Here is a 19,813-nt window from a genome sequence, read left to right on the forward strand (position 1 = left end):
GCCCCAAGCCAAGCCCCGTCGAGAGGACCCGCGGATGACCGCTCCAGTGCCCGAAAGGCGGTTCACCGTGGCCGTGGTGGGCGCCGGCCCGCGGGGCACCTCCTTCCTGGAGCGGCTCCTGGCGGTGCTCGAGGAGGGCGGGGAATCGGGCCGCACGGGCCCCGAACTGGACCTCGTGGTGATCGACCCCTATGAGCCGGGCCCGGGCCACGTCTGGCGGACCGGGCAATCCGAGCTGTTCCTCATGAACACCCCCTCCTTCTTCCCGACCGTCGCGGCGGCGGGCACTCCCGGCCTGCGCCCCTCCTCGGTGGGGATGACCTTCGACCAGTGGCGCATGGCCCACCCGGACCGCGCCCGGGTCCTGGACCGCACGGACTACCCGCCGCGAGCCGTGTACGGCCGGTACCTGGCCGAGATGTTCCGGGAGGTGACGTCCGCGCTGAAGGGGCGGGCCGGCGTCGGGCAGCTGTCCTGGCGCCAGGCCGAGGTGGTGCACCTGGCACCGGCGCCCGGGCTGACCGGGAGGGCGACCCTGACGCTGGACGACGGAGGCACGGTCCAGGCCGACGCCGTGGTGCTGTGCCTGGGGCACGTGCCGGCCCGGCTGACGTCCGAGCAGCGGCGACTGGCAGAGGCGGCGGATCAGCTGGGCCTGGACTACCGCGGGCCGTCCATCCCCTCTGACCTGGACTGGGACGCCATCCCCGCGGGCGAGGACGTGCTGGTGCGCGGCTGGGGGCTCAACTTCTTCGACGGGCTGGCGCAGCTCACGCTGGGCCGGGGCGGGAGGTACACGGCCACGGGAGCGGGTCCCGGGCGTGCCCTGGTCTACGAGCCCTCGGGCGCTGAGCCGGTGCTCCACCCGGCCTCGCGCCGGGGTGTGTGCTACCTGCCCAAGGCGGAGCTGGACGCTTTCGTCCCGCATGCGGTGTCCCTGAAGTACCTCGTGCCCCAGGCCGTCGAGGCGCTGCAGGCCGAGCACGGGCCGCTGGACTTCGCGGTCCACCTGTGGCCGCTGATCCATCGGGATGTGGTGCGGGCGTACTACAACGCGCTGGTGCACCTGCACCCGGAGGTGCTGGGCGGAGCCGGCTCGGCCACGGAGTTCCTGGCCGGACTGGTGGGACTGCTGGAGCAGGCCGGCCGCGGGGAGCCCGTCACGAGCCACCAGGCCCAGACCCTGCTCCACGGCTATGCGCCCGGCATGCCGTTCCTGGACATCCGGACCCTGGCCCGGCCCTTCGAGGGGCAGGTCTTCGAGACGGGGGAGGACTACCAGCGGGAGGTGGCCGGTTTCCTCGAGGGGATCTGCGCGGAGGCCGCGGCCGGCGAGGACTCCCCGCTGATGGTGGCGATCGGGACCCTGCACGCCGCCCGGCTGCAGGTGAAGCGGCTGGTGGCGGAGGACCGGATCACGGACGCCTCGCGGCGCCGGGACGTGTCCGGCTGGTTCGAGTCGCTCGTGGAGGGCCTCGCCTCCGGTCCGCCGCTGGAGCGCGTGGAGCAGTTGCTGGCCGCGGCCCGGGCGGGCCTGGTCCGGTTCGTGGGGCCGGACCCGCAGTTCGAGCCCGACGCCGGCCGGTCCCGGTTCACGGTGTCCTCACCCCAGGTGGGTGGTGCCGTTCAGGCCCAGGACGTGCACCGGGGCACGTGGATGGTGGAGGCGATGATGCCGCCGAATCGGGTGCTGCAGGCCTCCGCGCCGCTCGTGACCTCGATGCTGGCGGACGGGGTGGCAGTGCCGCATACCGTGGAGGACGAGGAGGGTGAGCCCGTGCCCGGGCGTGGCTTCGACGTGACGGAGCGGCCCCACCGGCTGGTGGACGCCGCCGGGACCGTGCAGGAGCGGATCTTCGTACTGGGGCTGCAGCTGGCCTCGGTCCAGTGGGGCACGGCCATCGCGGCGGAGGCCGGCCGGAGCCCGCACGGGCGCGCCCGCACCCTCGGCGACGCCGACGCCGCGGCCCGCGCCGTCTGGTCCCTGGCCCACTCCTCGTCCTCATCGCCGCCACGCCCCTGACCCCTCCCCCCTCCAGGCACAAAGTGACCCCACCCCCGTCGTTGTGACGGGGTGGGGTCACTGTGCGCCTGGCCGGGTCGGACAGGCGGTGCTGCTCAGGTGGTGCTGATCAGTCGGTCGTGGTGAGGTCGTACTGGTACATGACCTTGGCGACCTCGCCGCGGTTGATCGGGTCGTACGGGCGGTAGTCGCCGTCCGTGTACCCGTTGACCAGGCCCTCGGAGGCGGCCCAGGAGATCGCCTCGTAGTGGGTGCCAGTGGCCGGCACGTCCTCGAACGCGGACTCGGCCGGAGCCGTGTAGTCCTCCGGGCCGGCGGCCCGGTACAGGAACGTCACGAACTCCGAGCGGGTCACGTCATGGCCCGGACGGAAGGTGTCATCCGCGTACCCGGTGGTCACCTGGTTGGCCTCGTCGGCGGCCCAGGCGATCGGGGTGAAGTGCGGTGCGCCCACCGGCACGTCCGGGAACACGGCCACGGCCGGGTCCGCGCTGTAGCCCGGGGCCAGGTAGCGCTGCAGGAAGGCCACGGACTCCCCGCGGGTGATCTCCGAGCCCTTGCGGTAGGTGCCGTCGGCGTAGCCGGTGGTCACGCCCGCGGACTGCATCCACCGCACCGGGGCGTAGTACACCGAGCCAGGCAGGTTGTCCGAGAAGTCCTCCACCGGTCCCGGCTCACCGGGCTGCTCCTCGCCCAGCTGGATGCCCACGAGCAGCGGGTTGTGGTCCGAGGAGCGCCACTGGTCGGCCCTGTAGAGCTGCTCCGGGGTGTAGTTGTACCGGGAGTACTCCAGCGCCACGGACTCGTTGGCGTTGATCATCCAGAAGTCGCTGCCGGTGACGGTCTCGTCGGCGGACGCGGAGGCGTAGATCCCGTCGAGGGAGCCCACGGCGGCATCGAAGGTGTAGGAGTACTCGCCCTCGGCCTTGGCACCCTGGCTGACGTAGCCGGCGTCCTCGAGGACGACGATCGGGTCCTCCTTCTCGTAGGCGTTGAAGTCACCCATGAGGAACACCCGGTCGGTGCCCTCGGAGGTCTTCTGATCCTCGGCGAAGTCCACGAGGGCCTCGGCCTGGGCCACGCGGTCGGCGTTGGAGTTGCCCTGGCCGTCACCGTTGTCCTCGTTGCCCGCTCCGGAGCCGGAGCCCTTGGACTTGAAGTGGTTGGTGATGGCCACGAACTCGGTGCCCTCGATGCCGCCGTCCTCGCCCACGGCGCGGAAGGTCTGGGCCAGCGGCTCGCGGGCGTTGGAGAAGGCGTCGGAGTCGGTGAGGATGGTGGACTCGCCCACGGTCTCCACGGCGGCCGGCTGGTAGATGAAGGCGTTGCGGATGACGTCCTCGTCCGCCGGGATCTCCGCGGGGGACTCGGCGTACGCCCACTTCTCGGCGCCAGCGGCCTCGTTCAGCGCAGCCACGAGGGCGGCGAGGGATTCGTCCCGATCATTGCCGAACGCGGCGCTGTTCTCGATCTCCTCGAGGGCCACCACGGAAGCGTCGAGGCCGTTGATGGCGGCGACGATCTTCTCCTGCTGGCGCAGGAAGTTCTCCACGTTGTAGGCGCCGCGGGGTTCGCAGAAGTCGGTGGCGATCGGGTTGCCCTCGTGGTCCTCGTAGGCCTCGCAGTCGTCAAACTCCTCGCCCAGGGTGGTGAAGTAGTTCAGCACGTTGAAGGAGGCCAGCTGCACGTTGCCGCCCACGTCCTCGGGGGTGGCCTCCGCCGCACGGGTGTTCTCGAAGGTGGCGGGCTGGGCCTCATCGGCGTTCTCGTGGGTGAGGTGCTGGGTCGGCTGGAAGTTCCAGGACTCGTAGCGGTAGTCGAGGATGACCGGGTCGGTGAAGGTCACGGCGGAGCCCACCCGCACCGGGTCGTCGATGTCTAGGTACGGCAGCTTGTTCTGGTTGCCGGGGGAGCGCATGAAGTCGGTGGAGGCGCCGTCGTCCAGGACGATGAGGGCCTCCGCGTTCTCCGCCATCACGGCCTGCGCGGCCTCGCCGGGGGCAGCCACCGAGGTGGGGTTATCCAGCGGGGCGGTGCCCGGGGCCAGGCCCAGGGATCCGTACGAGTTCACGTCATAGTTGTCCGTGATCGTCCACTCCATGCCGGAGGGGTCGATCAGCATGCCCTCGTGGGCCTCCTTGGTCTCCTCGTCGGCGGGGAACTCCACGGTGGTGGGCTTGACCGCCTCCGCAGGCTCCTCGAGCTTCTCCATCCCGCTCGCGCCCACCGTCAGCTGGGTGCCCGTGTAGTACTCGCTGACCTCGCCGATGACCTGGACGTGGTCACCCAGGGCCACCTCGCCCACCGTGCCGGTGGAGTAGACGAAGATCGCGTCCGAGGCTCCCGGGGTGGCATCCTGGTCCCCGCCGGACCCGGCGGTCTGGAGGTAGTAGCCGTTGAAGCCGCCGGTCGAGTAGACGGCGGTGACCACGCCTTGGGTCATGACGTGCTGGCCGACCATCTCGGAGGCGGCCCCGGTGCCCTGGATCTCGGCGATCGGCGTCACCTCGGTGGGGATCTCGGGCTCGGGCTCCGGCTCGCCGGTGCCGCCGCCGGCGGTCTCGCCCGCGGCGTTGGTGGGGGTGACAGACTCGCTCGCCGTGAAGTCGGCGGAGTTGTCATCCGTGTCCACGCTGTTCGTGCGGGTCATGGACTTCGGGTCGTTGTTCGCCGCGGGCCCCGTGGCGGTGGCGGTCTCGAAGGTATTGGAGGTGCCGTAACCCAGCAGATCAACGACGCCGGCCACCTCGGTCTCCGCGGTCACGGAACCGACCGGGAGGGAGACCTTCTCGGTCTGGTTCGCGAGGACGAGGGTCCCGTTGGTGCCGGAGAAGGACACGCCGCCGGTCGCGTCGACTGCCGGCAGCGCCTCGCCGTTATCGCCGTTGCTGGAGCCCTGGACCAGGTAGTAGCCGCCGGCCGTGATGGTGCCGGAGAGCTCGATGACCCCGCTCGGAGCGGCCTCGCCGCTGGCGGGGCGATACTGGATTGACCAGCCGTCCAGGGAGATGTCCGCGTCGGTCGGATTGTGGAGCTCCACGAACTTGTGGGTGAACGCGGCGTTGGCGGAGCCGCCGTTGGTGTACGCCTCGTTGATGATGACGTTGTCGTCAGCGGGTGCAGCGGTGGCGGCCTGGGCCGGGACCACGAGGCTGGCGGACAGGAGCGCCATCGAGGCGCCCACTGCGGTTAGGCGTGAAGCGAACTTCATGGTGACTACTTTCGGTGGGAGTGATGTTCGGGTCTGGAAGAACTCAGCCGGGCGCAAAGTGACCCCACCCTCGTCGATGTGACGGGGTGGGGTCACTTTGCGCCTAGCTTGACCTGATGTGGGTCAGTCCTGCTGGGTGAGGTCGTACTGGTACATGACCTTGGCGACTTCGCCGCGGTTGATCGGGTCGTAGGGCTTGTAGAGCCCGTCCTTGTACCCGTTGACCAGGCCCTCGGAGGCGGCCCAGGAGATCGCCTCGTAGTGCGAGCCGGTGGTCACGTCATCGAAGGGGGACTCCTCGGGGGCCGTGTAGCCCTCGGGGTCCACGGCCCGGTAGAGGAAGGAGACGAACTCCGCGCGGGTGACGTCCTGGCCTGGCCGGAAGTTGCCGTCCACGTAGCCCTGGGAGACGTCCTGGGCGTCATCAGCGGCCCAGCTGATGGGGGTGAAGTGGATGTGGCCGGCCGGCACGTCGGGGAACACCGGCTCGGCGGCGTCGGTGGTGTAGTCCGGGGCCAGGTACCGTTGCAGGAAGGCCACGGACTCGCCGCGGGAGATGTCCGAGCCCTTGCGGTAGGTGCCGTCGGCGTAGCCGTTGGTCACCTGCGCCTCCTGCATCCACCGCACCGGGGCGTAGTACACCGAGCCCGGCTGGTTGTCCGAGAAGTCCGCGTCGGCGTCCGTGCCGATCGTGAGGGGCGAGCGGACCTCGGTGGTGGACTCGTACTGGTCGTCGTAGGAGACGGTCATGACGAGTTCGCCGGCGCCGCTGGCCTCGGGAACCCGCAGGGTGGACAGGTCGGCGGTCTCTCCGTCGGCAGCCACCTCCACGGTGCCGACCTCGACGGCCTCACCCTCGGCGGGCTGGAACGCCACGGCCACGGAGGTGGCGTCGCCGGCGCCGTCGGAGTCGAGTTCCAGGTTGCCGAGCGTCAGCGTCAGGTTCTCGCCGGGCTGGGCGGTGCCGGCGGCGTTCTGGACCTCCACGGACTTCTTGGCGAAGTCCGGGCGGATGTCACCGGAGGCTGCGGTCTCGGCCTGCACGTACTCCTGGAAGGCCTGGTTGTCCATGATGCCCAGGTCCACCTGGTTCTCCTGGCCGATGGCGAAGCCCTCGTAGCCGTCCGGGGCGGAGTTCTCGGTGCCGACCCAGGAGGTGTCGGCGAGGAAGGACAGGGTGCCGATGGTGTACATCTCGTCCATGTCCACGGGCTCACCGGAGATCCAGATGCCGGTGACCTTGTCATCCTGCTCGCGGGACTCGTCGTAGGTCCAGGTCAGCTCCTCGGACCAGCCCAGGTGCAGGGCCTTCTTCCCGTCCTGCCAGTTCTCCTCGAGCACCTGCTTGATGGAGGAGCCGGGGATGTCGAAGTAGGTCAGGGTGTTGCCGAAGGGGGCGAAGTCCAGGATCTCGCCCAGGCTCACCTTCCCGCGGAGGTTCTCCGGCTTGGGGGTGAATTCCCCACCGGCCGTGAACTGGTCGGCCAGCAGCTCGGCCCGAAGGCCACCGGAGTTGGTGACGCCGAGGTCCACCTCGGGGTTGGACAGGGAGATGCGGTCCTTGAGGGCGTTGGCGGCCCAGTTGCCCAGGGTGCTCTCCTGGCGGCGGGTGCCGCCGGCGCGCCAGTCGCCGGTCTCCTCGATGCGGGTCTGGTAGTCGGTGGTGATGGAGGAGTCCATCTCTCCGATGACGGTGTTCTTCATGGTCTCGAACTCGGCGACGGCGACCTTCTCCGTCTCGTAGACACCCTGGACCGTCTCGGTGGACTCCGCCACGAGGGCGTCCATGGCCGCCGGGTCGAAGGTGGGCTCTTCGTCGTCGGTCATCGGGGTGGGGGTGCGCTCGATGAGTTCGGAGGAGTACCCCACGACCTCCTTGGTCGCCGAGTCGATGGTCAGCTCGACGGCGGCCAGCAGGTTGCCGGACTGCCCGGCCTGCACCACCGGACGCTCAGTCTCGCCGGCCGTGGTCTCGTAGTTGTAGGTCTGATGGGTGTGACCGTTGAAGATCACGTCCACGGACTCGGCGGTCTCGTTGACGATGGCGTCGAAGACCTCGGAGTTCGCGGTCTCCACGGCGACGTCGTCGTCATTGCCGGTGGCACCGTCGTGGTAGGAGGCGACGATGATGTCGGCCTCGCCGTTGTCCTCGTTGCCATCCTTGAGGTCCGCGGCCACAGCGTTGACGCCGTCCACGAGGTCGATGACCTGGTTGCCCTCGAGGCCAGAGCCTGTGGTGGTGGCGTAGAGGTTGTTCGGGACGGCGCCGATCACGGCGACGCTGACTCCATCCACCTGGAAGACCTGGTGGGACGGGAGGACGGGCTCCTGGGAGTCCGGGTCCACGAAGTTCGCCGCGAGGAACTCGAAGTCGGCGATGTCGGCGACGCGACCGGTCAGGTCGTCCAGGCCCTTGTCGAACTCGTGGTTTCCTGCGGCGGACGCAGCAAGGCCCAGCTGGTTCATGATCTCGAGGGTCGGCTCGTCCTGCTGGACGTTCGACACGGAGGCCGAGGCGCCGATCAGGTCACCGGCCGAGGTCAGCAGCGTGGACCCCTCGCCGTTGGCCGACTCGAACGCCGTGCGGTAACCCTCCACCGTGTGGGAGAAGAGGGTCCCGGAGTACTCCTCGGACAAGGCCCCGTGGAAGTCATTGAAGCTGAGCAGGGCGATCTTCTCGGTCCCCTCGGCGGCCGGTGCGGCGGCGGCCGTCACGGCTTCCTCGGTGGACACGGAAGCGCCGGTCTCCATGGAGACCGGCGCGGGCGATTCGGTGGTGGCGGCGGAGGCTGGCAGTGCTACGGCGGGGGCTGCGACGAGCCCTGCGGTCAGCACACCGGCCAGCAAGGACTTCCTTGACTGCAACGGCATGAGTTTCCCTCTGGTATTCCCCTGGACGGTACGGACCTGCCGGCGATGGGGGATGACCGGCGCTGGTCGGCAGGTCACCCGAAGGGGTGACAGCCTGGTCATCGCATCACCGCCGGGTGAAATCCCGGTGACAGTGAGGAGAACGGTACAGGTGGGAAACCGTGAAGAACAGATCCCGCCCGCTCTGCATAACGGCGGAGCGGGCGGGAAGGAGCGGATGGTAAGAGATTCGAACTCTTGGTACGGGGTTACCGCACACTGGTTTTCAAGTTTCGGCGACCCCGAAATGGCGGGTTCCGGGCAGCCTCGGTGTATCCCAACTTCCCCGGAATCACGCGCATTTGTGTCTGTCTCATGCCACCTCGTGATGCGACGTTACTGCGCCTGCGGCCACAGAATGGCCACAGTCGGGACCGCAATTCTCCGGGATCGCTAAGAGTGATGGTGCGCTGGTCTGGGGGGGCTAGGGGTAGGGCGTCGCTCCAGATGCCATCGCTAGATGGGGTACCCGCTACGGACCTCCACACGCCGTCTCTCCTTACGAAGCTGAGTTTTACTAGCCACTAGCGGCCACGGGCTGCCTCGGAGTTATGAGCTGGGGCGATTGGAAACGAATGCATGAAGGGTCGCCCACCACGGTGTACATCATCGACTCGGGGATGTATCCCGGGGATCGCAGCCACCCCCTGACTGCGGTCTCATCGCCGCGTTCCGCGGCGATCTCCAGTAGAACAGCCTCAACATCCTCGTACAAGCGCCATGGTCTGATTCTTCCCGTTGAACGCTTGGACATGAACTCCACTATCGGAGGCGTGCCCTTCTCCTTGGAGTGGCCCCATTCGAGAAGTCTTGGATTTCCGTAGAGTACGTCCAAGATCACAGTGTTCGTTTGAACGCGGTGCCAAAGGTCCAAGAAGCTGATGTGAGACTCCACTCCACCGATGGACTCGCTCATATAGAGGAGGAGACGCGTCATGAAGGCGGAATTATGTCGCACGTCAACAGGAACAAGGGTGCTCAGAACCGTTCTCGCTCCCGCCCAGAGAAGTATGTCCGCCACAGAAACCGGACCTGCACCTCGGGGGCCCGAGTGACAGGCGCTCAAGATAACCATCGGCGGCATCGGGCCCAAATCGTCCCCCATGCTGACTTCCGAACCGATCGCTAGCCCCGCCATGTTCGAGTCGGCATCGTAAACACCATGAGCACTCAACACGAGCACGTTTGGTTCATGAGCCGCGACCGCTAGAGCGACCTCCTCCTTGTTCGCTGCTTCAACAAAGTCTACGAAAACAGATCGGTCTTGGTTACTGAGCTCTTCGCCCGCCAGCGACCATGCAGCACGCGAGATTTGTCCGACCGGGTCAGTATGCGGGATGCATTCGACTACGAGTACACGCATGCCCCTCGAAAGGTCAACAACTCGATCGGGCGCGAATTCAATTTGAAAGGCCCTAGTGAGAGGGTTGATGGGTCGATATGCAATTGGAATCAACGCTGAGAGCGGGGCAGTATGGCCTGGCATTCTCAAGAGCCCGATCGGAAAGTTGGTGAATGCCTCGATCTGAGATGCCGACCGTACTGCAGCCATCGTCTCGTCGGTCCAGAATGCCTGCATCGTCTGGTCCAGCCGCGCACGCAGCCGTGCTTCCTTACGGGGTTGGGCTCCTCGCGTCGACCGAGCACTATCAACCCAGTAACGTTCCAGGTCCGCCAAAGCAACGAACGCATCGTCAGGTACAGGATCGGGAAACACTAGTCCCAATGAATTGTCGCCCGCTGCATTGTGCGCAACCATGAGCTTCAGCACTTCGGGAGGGTCTGCAGATACCGTTTCGGCAGGCCTGATCCTCGACTGCCTTGTCGCTTCATTAGTCCCTAGAGCAGCGTTACCAGCCCCCATCGCGGTTTCCGCAGCTTGGTGGACCAGTCGTCGATATCGGGGGGCCACTCCGGGGAGGGACAACGTCATGGGAACACGAAGCCGACGCGTTACTGCTGCAATCTCTTCATCAAGGCGAAGCTCAGCTTCTTGCCTCCCGACCCCGCGTTCTTCTAATCCCGCAAGCGCTTCCGAGATTGCACGCCAGCGGAGAAGATTGAAAGCGTCAGCGAAGCCTGCCTGGTTCTGAGCCCGTTCGGCGCCTTGACCCTGACCGAGACTTTTTAGGAGACGGCGTAGAGGCAGTGCTGAGCCATCCGTCGAGACCTCCGACGACCACTGCGGAGGGAACGCATCCAGCTTGACTCCTGCGGGCCATTCTGGACCCCAATGATCACTCAATAACTGCCAATGATGGCGAAGTGTTTCTTCATTCAAGTCACTCACGCGCACCGGAGGCAGCGCAAAGTCAGCCTTCTTTGAGGCAGCAACCGCTTCCTCAAAGTGTTCGTCGTCGCTGAGGATCAGTATTGGCTCGCCCTCGCGGGCGACGGCGGATAGGAATGCCTGATTCCCCAAGACATAAGAGGGCACTAGCAGGATCAGGTGTCGACGCTTTTCTCGAAATGACTCCCGAATCCCTACCATCGGAATGTCGAGCATTTCGAAACGAGTCGCCGGCAGGTGAAGTGAATACCAAACTGCTGGGAGAATCGGCACGAGCTCGGCGTCGAATGTCGTTGCGGCGTCGTGCATGTCTGGATTGAATTCATTGGATATGGGCTCGTATGAGGTATCGAGATCACCACTTATAGGACATACGACCAAGTACAGCGGTCTGGGGAACCGCAATGGGACGTTCTCGTCAGCCGTTCCGGAGTCACTGTTCAAAATAAAGCTCTCGTCACTTTCCAAGATCAACGGGTGATGGTACCTAATTGGTCGGAAGTCGCGCAGCGCTTTTGGTTCGCCATCATCGTCTTCCCAGCCACTCCACCCAATTGCAGTAGAGCCGAGGTTTCCACCTCGCTGATAAACAGGAGCAGACTACTCGCCATCGAGGGGCCCGTCATTTCGAAGGCCACCTGGAGGCTCGCAGAGGCCCGGTTGAAGCGCAGGTGGCCGCAGGATGTCACCGAGAGGACGTTGGGGGCCACGGGTATTGTTGTGGAGCACCGTAAACCAGTTACGTCGAGTCCTGACGCTCGCCTTGCTGCGGGGCGCCACGCCCTCGCGCATCTCGGCGTGTGGCCACACTCCCTCAAAGGGAGTCGAAACCTCGCCGGCCCTTTCCCCAGTCCTGACTTACGCGCGATTCCGGGCTTTTTGATGCCGGCAAATTAGTCAACTTAGTGCCCATTGTGGGCAAAATGTGGGCGCGGAGCAAGCGTCAGTCAAAGGTTTCCCGGGGCAGCAAAAAGGCGGTGACCCCCAAGCCCACAGCCGCTGGCTTGCCGATTATGTAGAGTTACTCGTCCGTCATTACCAGCACCAACGCGACCACGATCGCCCCCTTACCTCTTGGGTGCTCAGCTCGGACAACGTTGCACCTCAGCTACTCCTCTAGATACTTGCCCTTTCTCTCTCGAGCTCCGCGAGTCGGTCGATCATCGGCATCACTTCATCTAGCTTGCGCAAAATATGGTCTTGCTCAGCCGTCGGCGCCAAAGGCACAGGGAGATTTACGATCGTAGAGAGATTGAGCTCTTTCTGCTTCGTCGTCCCGCTGGTGAGGCTCTCAATATTGCGCTGGATCTGCGGCGAAGCAATGTAAGCCAAGAGGTAACGTGAGTCGATTCCCTCATGGCATCGTATGACCGTAACGTGAGAATCGGCGGCCATAGGCACCTGCTGATCCACGTCCTCATTGGTCAAGACAAGAGCGCGGCCGACCGTACCCGTGCCAGTTGAGTTCCACAGTAGGTCTCCTGCGAAGAGGCGTCTCTCCGGGGTGAGCGCTTCAAAGCTCTCTGGCGCATATGCCCGGGCACGTTCTGGGTCGAACCCGGACCACTGGATGCATTTCTGAGAAATGGCTAGATAATTAGAGGAGTCGGCGTACTTGGGGGATTTCCCTCGCTGTACATACTTGGCGATCTCACCAAGTCGCACCCACTCCCAATTTTCGGGCAGCTCGAAGGGCGTCTCCCCCTCTCGGATGGCTGGCAGTGGCTTCTGCCTATTGGACTTCCTGGCGCCAGTACGTTGAGCAAGTAAGCCTGTGACCTTTTCAAGCAGCTCTGCGGCCGTCCCATGGTTGGGATCCTGCCGAGTGAGGTGACCCTGTATAGCGGCCTGCAGGACGGACTGCCTAAGCTTGGTGGCGATCACAGGGCGACTCCCAAGACCCGCTGGATCTGCTCCAACTGAGCATCTATCTTGCTGTCCAATTCTGCTCGTTTAGTTTTGTACGCGGCAATGCTCTCTTCAGGGCTAAGCACCAGTGTGCTCTCTTGTGGAAAGCCACACTGATCCAGGTTGTATCCACGCTCGATTAGTTCCGCTACGTCATAATGTCGAGCTTTGTGGGTTCCGCCCGGATCGAGAATATCTTGACGATCGTTCCACCAGGTGATGCAGTCGTCGAAGTGCTTCACCTGCATGGGACGGGTCTTGGAAAACGCCTTGTATCCTTCCGGGAGATCAACGCGGTAGTACCACACATGCTCCGTCGGTCCGCTGTTGTCGAAGAACAGCAAGTTCGTCGCAATAGACGTGTACGGCGCGAAGACGCTCCCTGGGAGCCGCACGATGGTGTGAAGGTTGAACTGATTGATCAGTCGTTCCTTCAGGTTGCGCTTCGCACCGTCGTTGCCAAATAGCAGTCCATCAGGAAGTACGACGGCAGCTCGTCCTCCTCGCCTTAGACGATATGTTATGAGAGCCACGAATAGGTCTGAGGTCTCAGATGAGCGCAGCGATTGAGGGAAGTTGGCCTTGATGGCTTCTTGTTCGGTGCCGCCGTAGGGCGGATTCATAAGCACAACCTCGAACTTCTCGTTGTCTCGGAAGTCGCGCACATTCCGTTCTAGAGAGTTGCCGTGGAAAAACTCTGGCGCATCCACGTCATGGAGAAGCAGGTTGGTGACACCGAGCAGGTAGGGCATCGGCTTCTTCTCAATGCCGAAGACGCTAGTTCGGTACACCTCCCGTTCCCCTACGGATTGCACCTGCTTCTCGAGGTGCTTCAGGGTTGAAGTAAGGAATCCTGCCGTTCCGGCCGCAAAATCCGCGACTCGTTCGCCAAGGCGGGGGTTGATCATCCTGACGATGAAATCTGTGACCGCACGCGGGGTATAGAACTCGCCACTGCTTCCTGCGCTCTGCAGTTGCCTCAGGAGAGTTTCATAAAGATCGCCAAAGGCATGCCGTTCAGCAAAGTCGTCAAAATTGATGTCGTTTATTAGATTAACAAGCTGGCGGAGTAAAACTCCGTCTTTCATATACTGATTAGAGTCCTCAAACACACTTTTGACTACAGTCTTACTTAGAGGGGTTTGAGACGTTAAAGGAAGTTCTTTAAGGGTAGGAAACAGTTCAAGGTTGACGAAGTTGAGAAGCTCCTGGCCTGTCATAGAGCGGCCGTCCCTGTTGTCAGTCGCCCACGCGCGCCATCGAAGCTTCTCTGGAATTATTGACTCATACTCATCATCGTGGAATTCCCACTCAGATTCCTTTGAGTCGTACACTTTTAGAAACAGCATCCAGGTCAGCTGCTCAATTCTCTGTGCATCTCCGTTAATTCCAGCATCCCCGCGTAGAATGTTTCGTGACGCTGAAATAAAAGTACTAAGGACCATAAAGTAATCTCCTTGGTGGATACTAGGCTGCGGCGTATAGCTGGTCTTCGAGCTCACGCACGGCCGCAAGATACTCAGTCCGCCCACCAAAAAGTTCGGCGATGACCCGCGGAGAGCCGTATTGAACGAACGGGTCATTATTGAGAACCCGGGTGTCTTCTAGTTCACCAATCCCCACGTCGCGATACTTGTCGAGGAGCGCTGATAGAACTTGCTGGCACTTCGACGAAAACTTGTGCAGGTACTCGCCCTTCTTCACCCGATCGATTCGCTCTCGCTTCGTTAATGGAGGCCGATCGAAGGCAACGTGCAGGATCAAATCGAAGTCATCAATGTGTGCGGTCGCTTCTCCTGCTTGTTCCCGGAGGGCCTCAAGCAGTACGCCTTGGTTTTCCAGTTCTTCCAAAAGGACACTCTTACGCTGTGCGGATGTCCATGCGTGAAGGAAGGCGTCCAGAGTCGAGTACCGGCCGCGAAGGCTCTTACGAGAGAAATCGCGGATGGACTCAGTGATGAGATTACCGTTTTTGGGGTCGATGTACTGAACGCGCTCGTTCAAGAGTCTTACATCGACACCCTGGACTCGAACCTTCTTGTCTTTTTCGGCATCAGGAAGCCAAGTGAGTGTCTGTACTTCTTGCGTCTCACCACTGGGTCCTGGCAACGGGATTTCGCCTGTCGGCTCGTCTTCGCCGGGATCCCAGTTCGGGCTTACGACAATCTCGTCGTCGCTGATGATTGGGCCAGGTACATTGATAATGACGGCAGGGTCTCCGTCGAACTCAGGATCGGCGAACAATCGAGTGGAGCCTCGGAAGTCCATAATGGTGAAGAAGTTCTTCCCGTGTTCCGGAGCCAAGCGAGTCCCTCGGCCGATGATCTGTTTGAACTCGGTCATCGATGCGATATTCGATTCAAGGACTATGAGCTTAATAGTGCGCACGTCAACGCCGGTAGTCAGCAACTTTGAGGTAGTCACCACCGTTGGATGAAGCTCACTAGGATCAGCGAAGTTGTCGAGCTGCGATTTGCCGGTTTCGTCGTCTCCCGTGATCCGCATGACGTAACGCCAGTCAGCTGTCATCATGTCCGCGTTCTCGTTAGCAAGTGCACGGCGCATTCGTTCCGCATGTTCAATGTCGACGCAGAAGACAATAGTCTTCGAGTCGCGTCCGTACTTTCGGAGCCACGAGGAGACGTACTTGGCGACGGCCTGCATTCGGTCATCGATGATGAGGTTCTTGTCAAAGTCCTTGACGTTGTACTCGCGGTCCTCGATTTCAAGGCCATCAATGTCAGTTTGCCCTTGGTATGGCCGCCAGTTTTCGAGATCGATGTTAAGTCCGACTCTCAGAACCTTATATGGGGCGAGGAAGCCATCCTCGATCCCTTCCCTGAGGCTATAGGTGTACAGAGGCTCACCAAAGTAGGTGATGTTGGAGACCTCTTTAGTCTCCTTGGGTGTAGCCGTAAGGCCGAGGTGCACTGCATCAGAGAAGTAATCGAGCACTCGTCGCCACAGCGACTCCTCGCGCGCAGATCCTCGATGGCATTCGTCCACAACGACCAAGTCGAAAAAGCTGGGCATAAACTGCCGAAAGGGCTCGTTGCCTTCCTCCCCAGCGAGTTGGTGATAGAGGCTGGTGTACACCTCATATGAGCTGTCCAGCGTGCGACCGCCGACTTTGGTGATTCGGTTGCCGAAAGGTTGGAAGTCGCCGGTAATCGTCTGGTCTATAAGCACATTTCGATCTGCGAGGTACAGCACACGCTTGACTGCCCCTGCTTCCAATAGGCGCCAAATGATCTGGAAAGCAGTAAATGTCTTGCCTGTACCTGTGGCCATCACAAGCAGCAGCCTCTTGTTGCCCTTGGCGATGGCCTCTACTGTCCGGTCAATGGCAACACGTTGGTAATAGCGAGGCTCTTTGTTCCTGTAGGGATCAAAGTAGTAAGGCTGAGCCACTACCTCGGCTGCTCTAGCGCCGAGGCCTTTACCCCGTAGGAAGCGTTTCCACAGACTGGCTTCGCTCGGGAAATCACCTAGCCGCAGTTCTCGCTCAACACCGGTGAAAAAGTCGTGCTCAACGAAGCCCTTACCGTTCGACGAATAAGCAAAGGGAGCATCCAGTTTGACGGCATACTCCATGGCTTGTTGCAGTCCTGCGTCGACGCTGTGCTCTTGATCTTTGGCTTCTACCACCGCCAGGGGTTTGCGCGCCTTCGAGCCGACCAATACATAGTCTGCCTTGCCGATCGGTCCTCGCCGCGTCCTGGTGCCCTGCACAATCACCTGACCGGGTGTTATCGCCTCCATGAACAGCTGATCCCTTGACCACCCGGCGAGCTCGACCAGCGCGGGGGTAATGAGCCTCTGCTTGACGTCTTCCTCAGTCAGCTTGGCCATGCATCTAGCCCTCTCTGATAAAGAAGTCGGACGTCAAGCGACGTGGATTCACGGACTTGTATGGATGTACGACAAACGCCATTGCACCGAGCCGTCCCATACTCAGCTGGGGCTGGGCGCATCTTTACCCCCAACCGGTTAACTGCCATATGCCGACAATAGAGCAGGTCAGCCGGCATTACCCTCCTGAGGCGCAATGCGGCTAGGTAACTCTGAAAGGGGTCAGGACCCTCGAGATCTGAAGTTGCACTCGAGGCCGGTCCACTGAGCGCCTTTATCTACAGACCAGTCAGAGACACGTGATTTCACATGCTTGTTCGTCTAAAGCACCAACCGGACTGTTCCGGCGCATGCTGAGGCCAGATGATGAGAGCCCTGTGGGACGTCTACAGGATGAGGTGGAGCAGCAGGGGCCAGCCGAGCAGCATGACGGCGGCCAGCGCGGACAGCATCAGGCGCCCCCCACGAGGAGTGGACGCCCACCCGGGCACGCGTTCGGCGATGGCGTCAGGCAGGGCGGCGTCCACGCTTTTCCGGACCCAGGCCCGGCACGCCATACGGACACGACAGCCAGCGACCCGGAGGGGCCGACGGAACCGGGAGTGCGTTACAGGTCCGCGGTGAATAACTGGTCACGTCCGTCTCAGTGTGTGGCCTTCACCCGCTTTGGCCGTTCATCCTTATCCGGGTACCGAGTCGAACCGGTCAAACCAGCTTTCGTCGACGCTTGGCTGCACAGTGACGCCCGATGCCCCGTCCTCGCGGATCAGATCCGCCAATCGATCGCCGCTGACCAGATCGACCGTCGGCGTTGCAGCTATTGCAGCTTTCTTCGCCGGTTCAGTAAACCTGCTCAGGGTCACCAGGATGGCTCGCTCTGCGCCCTTGGTCTGGGCATCTCGTTGGAATAGGGCCACGGTTTCTCGCCCGATTGGTTTTCCGTCTGGCGCATAGCGCTTGACCTGGACCGCCACCCGGGATGACAAGACCGGACTTAACGGTGCGGTACCTATTGCGTCGATTCCCTCGTCACCACTACCACCGACATGGCTGAGCTGAAGCCCGTACCGACGAAGCAAGTAGATGACGAACTTCTCGAACCCCTCGGGAGGTAAGGCATGGAGCCGTTGGAGGAGTTTAGATTTCCAGCTGGCTTCCTGGCCCTCATCATCGGAGCTCGTTTCAGCCAACACCTCCGCAGAAGGAGTCTCATTGTCGACTGCTGAAGGGTCAGGCGTGGAGGTCTCCGAGATGTCGATGCGCTTCTTCTCTCGTTGCTGTCGCGCGTACTCGCGGTCAAGGTCACGGATTCTCTCGAGGGCTGCGGCTTCGGGAAGTTCCAGGAGCTCGTCAGCGAGAGGAGTCGTCAGGTACATGCCCCGAGCCGGCTGTTCAAGAGCTCCGATCAGTTTCGCGGTCGATCGCCCCCACGCAGCCCGGTCGAGAAAGACGGACTCGGACGGACGGTTCGGATAGGTCGCCTCAAGCAGGACCTCCGAGTTGGGGAAATTTGCGCTGACGTGGTCGGTGATCTCCCCGACCTTGGCGGACCCACCAAGCTCAGCGACAGCTCGCAGCGTAGGAAGGACAAGATCCAAATGGGTGGGCATTCCTTGAGCAGTAAATGACAACTGGGCTCCTTATCGTCTAGTAGGCGAGTGTGCCGTGGCGAGTTCGGCCATCATTCAATGGACCGAGTCCGCACCTCAGCCGCGGGTAACGCTGCTTCAAATGTCCCACAGCTTGTGGGACAACTGGCTGCGGACAGGCTGTGCCGAAAACCTGTATGTGGAACTGGATACCCTTGGGCGGCTGCTCCATGTCGGCATACTCCGTACGCCGCCTCCCCATTGGTCCCGCTGCGGCAACGGTGCAAGCCATGCAAGGGGCCCGGCTTCGTAGGACGAGGCGGCCGGATTTCCTCGGGATCAGCGGTCCGAAACAGTGGGTCGATCAAGGTCCACTCTCGTTTACCGCCAAGCCTCGTCGCTGAACACAACCCTCCGAAGGACGTGCCGCTATCGGCGAGCATGGTTGCGCGTGGGATTGCCGGTCCTGGTCCTGCAAACCTCGTCGACACCGGAGCCGCAACGGGCGCAGGGCCTGCTCAGGTCCTGCGTGACCCGCAACTGCCGTTCATACTCGATGTAGAAATCGTCCGCCGACGGCGGCTCGATGCTCGCGAGTAGCTTCTTAACGTCCTCCGCATGGGTCTCCACCACGTCGTGCCATTCGGCGATCATGTATGGCAAAACACCGAACGTGGTGGCCATGGCGCTGACGAACTGGGTTTGTGCGCGAGGGCCTCCCACTCCACTGTTGTACAGGTCAACCCCTCGCGAGCGGAGTTCAGCGATCGTCCGGATCTCTTCGTAGTCGAGCTCGTTTTGATCGTCGAAGTAATTCAGAACCTTCTTCTGGAAGTGGCTCTCCCCGTAGCGGTCAATGGCTTGGAGCATCAAGTCACCGCTACCCAGATATTCAGAGACGCTCTTGGGATCGAGCCGCCCTGATTGACCGACGTAGGCCATGCCTCGATCCCTGTCAGTCGTGACGAACAAATACCCAATTGCAATATAGTCCCTCCATGTCACCGGGAGTCTAGGGAACCCTGGGCTTCCGATGCACCTGGCCTAATCGAGCAGCGCCAAGGAGCGTCCCCAGTGCTCATGTCTGCCGAATCACAATGCGACTCGATGGAGCCTGATCAACTCGGTTGAGAGGGTTTGTCGGAGGGGCAGCATCCTCGTAGCCCCGATTAATACCGCGGCCTATCCCACCACCACGAGGAACAGCGCCGCCCAGCCGAGCAGGACGACGACGGCCGCCACAGACAGCACGGCCCGGTTTCGCGGAGTAGACGCCCACCCAGGCATTCACGGCCGACCTCCAGCCCGAACCTCGGTGAGATCGCGCAGCTGGATGACATAGACGTCCCAGTCTGCGCGAAGCTTCCGAACACTAGATCAGTCATCACACGTCTGGCACCAAGATGCACTCACGAACATCTCGTCCTACTTTCGGTAACGAATCCACGTTACGCTAAAGGCATGGAATTCCCTCGCGCCCCGCGTCGATCCAGGCCACGCCGACCTCTTGTGGCCCGGTGTAGTTGGTGTGATGAGCCAATGCCGGCCGAGCGGTCTACCCGCGCCTACTGCACCGATGCCTGCAAGCAAGCCGCCTACCGGCAGCGCAAGCGCGCCGAGCGCGACCAAGGGCAGCTCTTTCAAGCGAAGGAGAATGAGCGTCGACTGCGGGCTGAGATTCGGCATCTGGAGCAGCAACTGGAGCGGGCCGAGAGGCGGGCCGATGGCCACATCGCCGCGGTCCGCGCTGTCGTTGACGAGCGCGACGCGCTGGAACGGCGTGTCGGGCGGCTGACCGAACAACTGATAGCAGCGGACACCGTGTATGGGGATCTCCGGACTCGAGTCGACGCTGGCCCGGATGTGGCGTACCGGCAGGGCTACCTCGATGCATCCGACGCGGTGGCGGAACGAGAGGCGGTGGAGGTCGCCCGGAAGTGGGCGCACTTCTCCGGGTATCACGAGGGGTACGCGGCCGCGCGGGCAAAGTTACCCCCAGCGGAGGACATGCAAGTCTAAAGGCACTGAAC

12 protein-coding genes are annotated in these 19,813 nt (G+C 62.5%); 2 read left to right on the forward strand and 10 right to left on the reverse strand.

Annotated elements, in window-relative coordinates:
* Positions 1 to 34: 34 nt before the first annotated feature.
* Complete coding sequence (locus RE421_RS05960) at positions 35 to 2,023, forward strand: FAD/NAD(P)-binding protein (protein WP_309815859.1); 1,989 nt, start codon at positions 35 to 37, stop codon at positions 2,021 to 2,023.
* A 109-nt stretch (positions 2,024 to 2,132) separates the two neighbouring features.
* Here RE421_RS05960 and RE421_RS05965 read toward each other — a convergent pair whose 3' ends face one another.
* From RE421_RS05965 to RE421_RS06010, 10 genes are all read right to left on the reverse strand, one after another.
* On the reverse strand, positions 2,133 to 5,234 hold the full coding sequence (locus RE421_RS05965) for an ExeM/NucH family extracellular endonuclease (protein ID WP_309815862.1): 3,102 nt from the start codon (positions 5,232 to 5,234) through the stop codon (positions 2,133 to 2,135).
* A gap of 123 nt (positions 5,235 to 5,357) precedes the next feature.
* Entirely contained in the window at positions 5,358 to 8,105 is a 2,748-nt protein-coding gene (locus RE421_RS05970) for a 5'-nucleotidase C-terminal domain-containing protein (protein WP_309815864.1), read from the reverse strand.
* 556 nt (positions 8,106 to 8,661) lie between these two features.
* Positions 8,662 to 10,743, reverse strand: coding sequence for a CHAT domain-containing protein (locus tag RE421_RS05975; RefSeq protein ID WP_309815867.1), 2,082 nt, complete (start codon positions 10,741 to 10,743; stop codon positions 8,662 to 8,664).
* Between the two features lie 161 nt (positions 10,744 to 10,904).
* The gene (locus RE421_RS05980) at positions 10,905 to 11,144 is read right to left on the reverse strand and encodes a hypothetical protein (protein ID WP_309815870.1); all 240 of its coding nucleotides are present in this window, start codon (positions 11,142 to 11,144) and stop codon (positions 10,905 to 10,907) included.
* A gap of 406 nt (positions 11,145 to 11,550) precedes the next feature.
* Complete coding sequence (locus tag RE421_RS05985) at positions 11,551 to 12,318, reverse strand: restriction endonuclease subunit S (RefSeq protein WP_309815873.1); 768 nt, start codon at positions 12,316 to 12,318, stop codon at positions 11,551 to 11,553.
* Positions 12,315 to 13,844 carry a class I SAM-dependent DNA methyltransferase gene (locus RE421_RS05990; RefSeq protein WP_309815874.1) on the reverse strand — a complete coding sequence of 510 codons (1,530 nt, stop codon included), beginning with the start codon at positions 13,842 to 13,844 and terminating at the stop codon, positions 12,315 to 12,317. Before RE421_RS05990 ends, RE421_RS05985 begins: the two co-directional genes overlap by 4 nt.
* On the reverse strand, positions 13,810 to 16,194 hold the full coding sequence (hsdR, locus tag RE421_RS05995; protein ID WP_309815878.1) for an EcoAI/FtnUII family type I restriction enzme subunit R: 2,385 nt from the start codon (positions 16,192 to 16,194) through the stop codon (positions 13,810 to 13,812). Before hsdR ends, RE421_RS05990 begins: the two co-directional genes overlap by 35 nt.
* 386 nt (positions 16,195 to 16,580) lie before the next feature.
* Positions 16,581 to 16,721 carry a hypothetical protein gene (locus tag RE421_RS06000; protein ID WP_309815881.1) on the reverse strand — a complete coding sequence of 47 codons (141 nt, stop codon included), beginning with the start codon at positions 16,719 to 16,721 and terminating at the stop codon, positions 16,581 to 16,583.
* 153 nt (positions 16,722 to 16,874) lie between these two features.
* Positions 16,875 to 17,804: a restriction endonuclease gene (locus tag RE421_RS06005; protein WP_309815884.1), complete on the reverse strand. Its 930-nt coding sequence runs from the start codon at positions 17,802 to 17,804 to the stop codon at positions 16,875 to 16,877.
* Positions 17,805 to 18,212: 408 nt separating this feature from the next.
* Positions 18,213 to 18,725: a hypothetical protein gene (locus RE421_RS06010; RefSeq protein WP_309815888.1), complete on the reverse strand. Its 513-nt coding sequence runs from the start codon at positions 18,723 to 18,725 to the stop codon at positions 18,213 to 18,215.
* A 597-nt stretch (positions 18,726 to 19,322) separates the two neighbouring features.
* Between RE421_RS06010 and RE421_RS06015 the strand changes: the two genes are divergently transcribed.
* On the forward strand, positions 19,323 to 19,802 hold the full coding sequence (locus RE421_RS06015; protein ID WP_309815890.1) for a hypothetical protein: 480 nt from the start codon (positions 19,323 to 19,325) through the stop codon (positions 19,800 to 19,802).
* The last annotated feature ends 11 nt before the right edge of the window (positions 19,803 to 19,813 follow it).

The organism is Citricoccus sp. I39-566 (assembly GCF_031432995.1).
Classification (GTDB): domain Bacteria; phylum Actinomycetota; class Actinomycetes; order Actinomycetales; family Micrococcaceae; genus Citricoccus; species Citricoccus nitrophenolicus_A.

Bases quoted from the DNA above. Each gene is read 5' to 3' on its own strand.
- RE421_RS05960 (WP_309815859.1), top strand. From the start codon at position 35: ATGACCGCTCCAGTGCCCGAAAGGCGGTTCACCGTGGCCGTGGTGGGC.
- RE421_RS06010 (WP_309815888.1), bottom strand. From the start codon at position 18,725: ATGGCCTACGTCGGTCAATCAGGGCGGCTCGATCCCAAGAGCGTCTCT.
- RE421_RS06015 (WP_309815890.1), top strand. From the start codon at position 19,323: ATGCCGGCCGAGCGGTCTACCCGCGCCTACTGCACCGATGCCTGCAAG.
- hsdR (WP_309815878.1), bottom strand. From the start codon at position 16,194: ATGGCCAAGCTGACTGAGGAAGACGTCAAGCAGAGGCTCATTACCCCC.
- RE421_RS06005 (WP_309815884.1), bottom strand. From the start codon at position 17,804: ATGCCCACCCATTTGGATCTTGTCCTTCCTACGCTGCGAGCTGTCGCT.
- RE421_RS05965 (WP_309815862.1), bottom strand. From the start codon at position 5,234: ATGAAGTTCGCTTCACGCCTAACCGCAGTGGGCGCCTCGATGGCGCTC.
- RE421_RS05975 (WP_309815867.1), bottom strand. From the start codon at position 10,743: ATGCACGACGCCGCAACGACATTCGACGCCGAGCTCGTGCCGATTCTC.
- RE421_RS05970 (WP_309815864.1), bottom strand. From the start codon at position 8,105: ATGCCGTTGCAGTCAAGGAAGTCCTTGCTGGCCGGTGTGCTGACCGCA.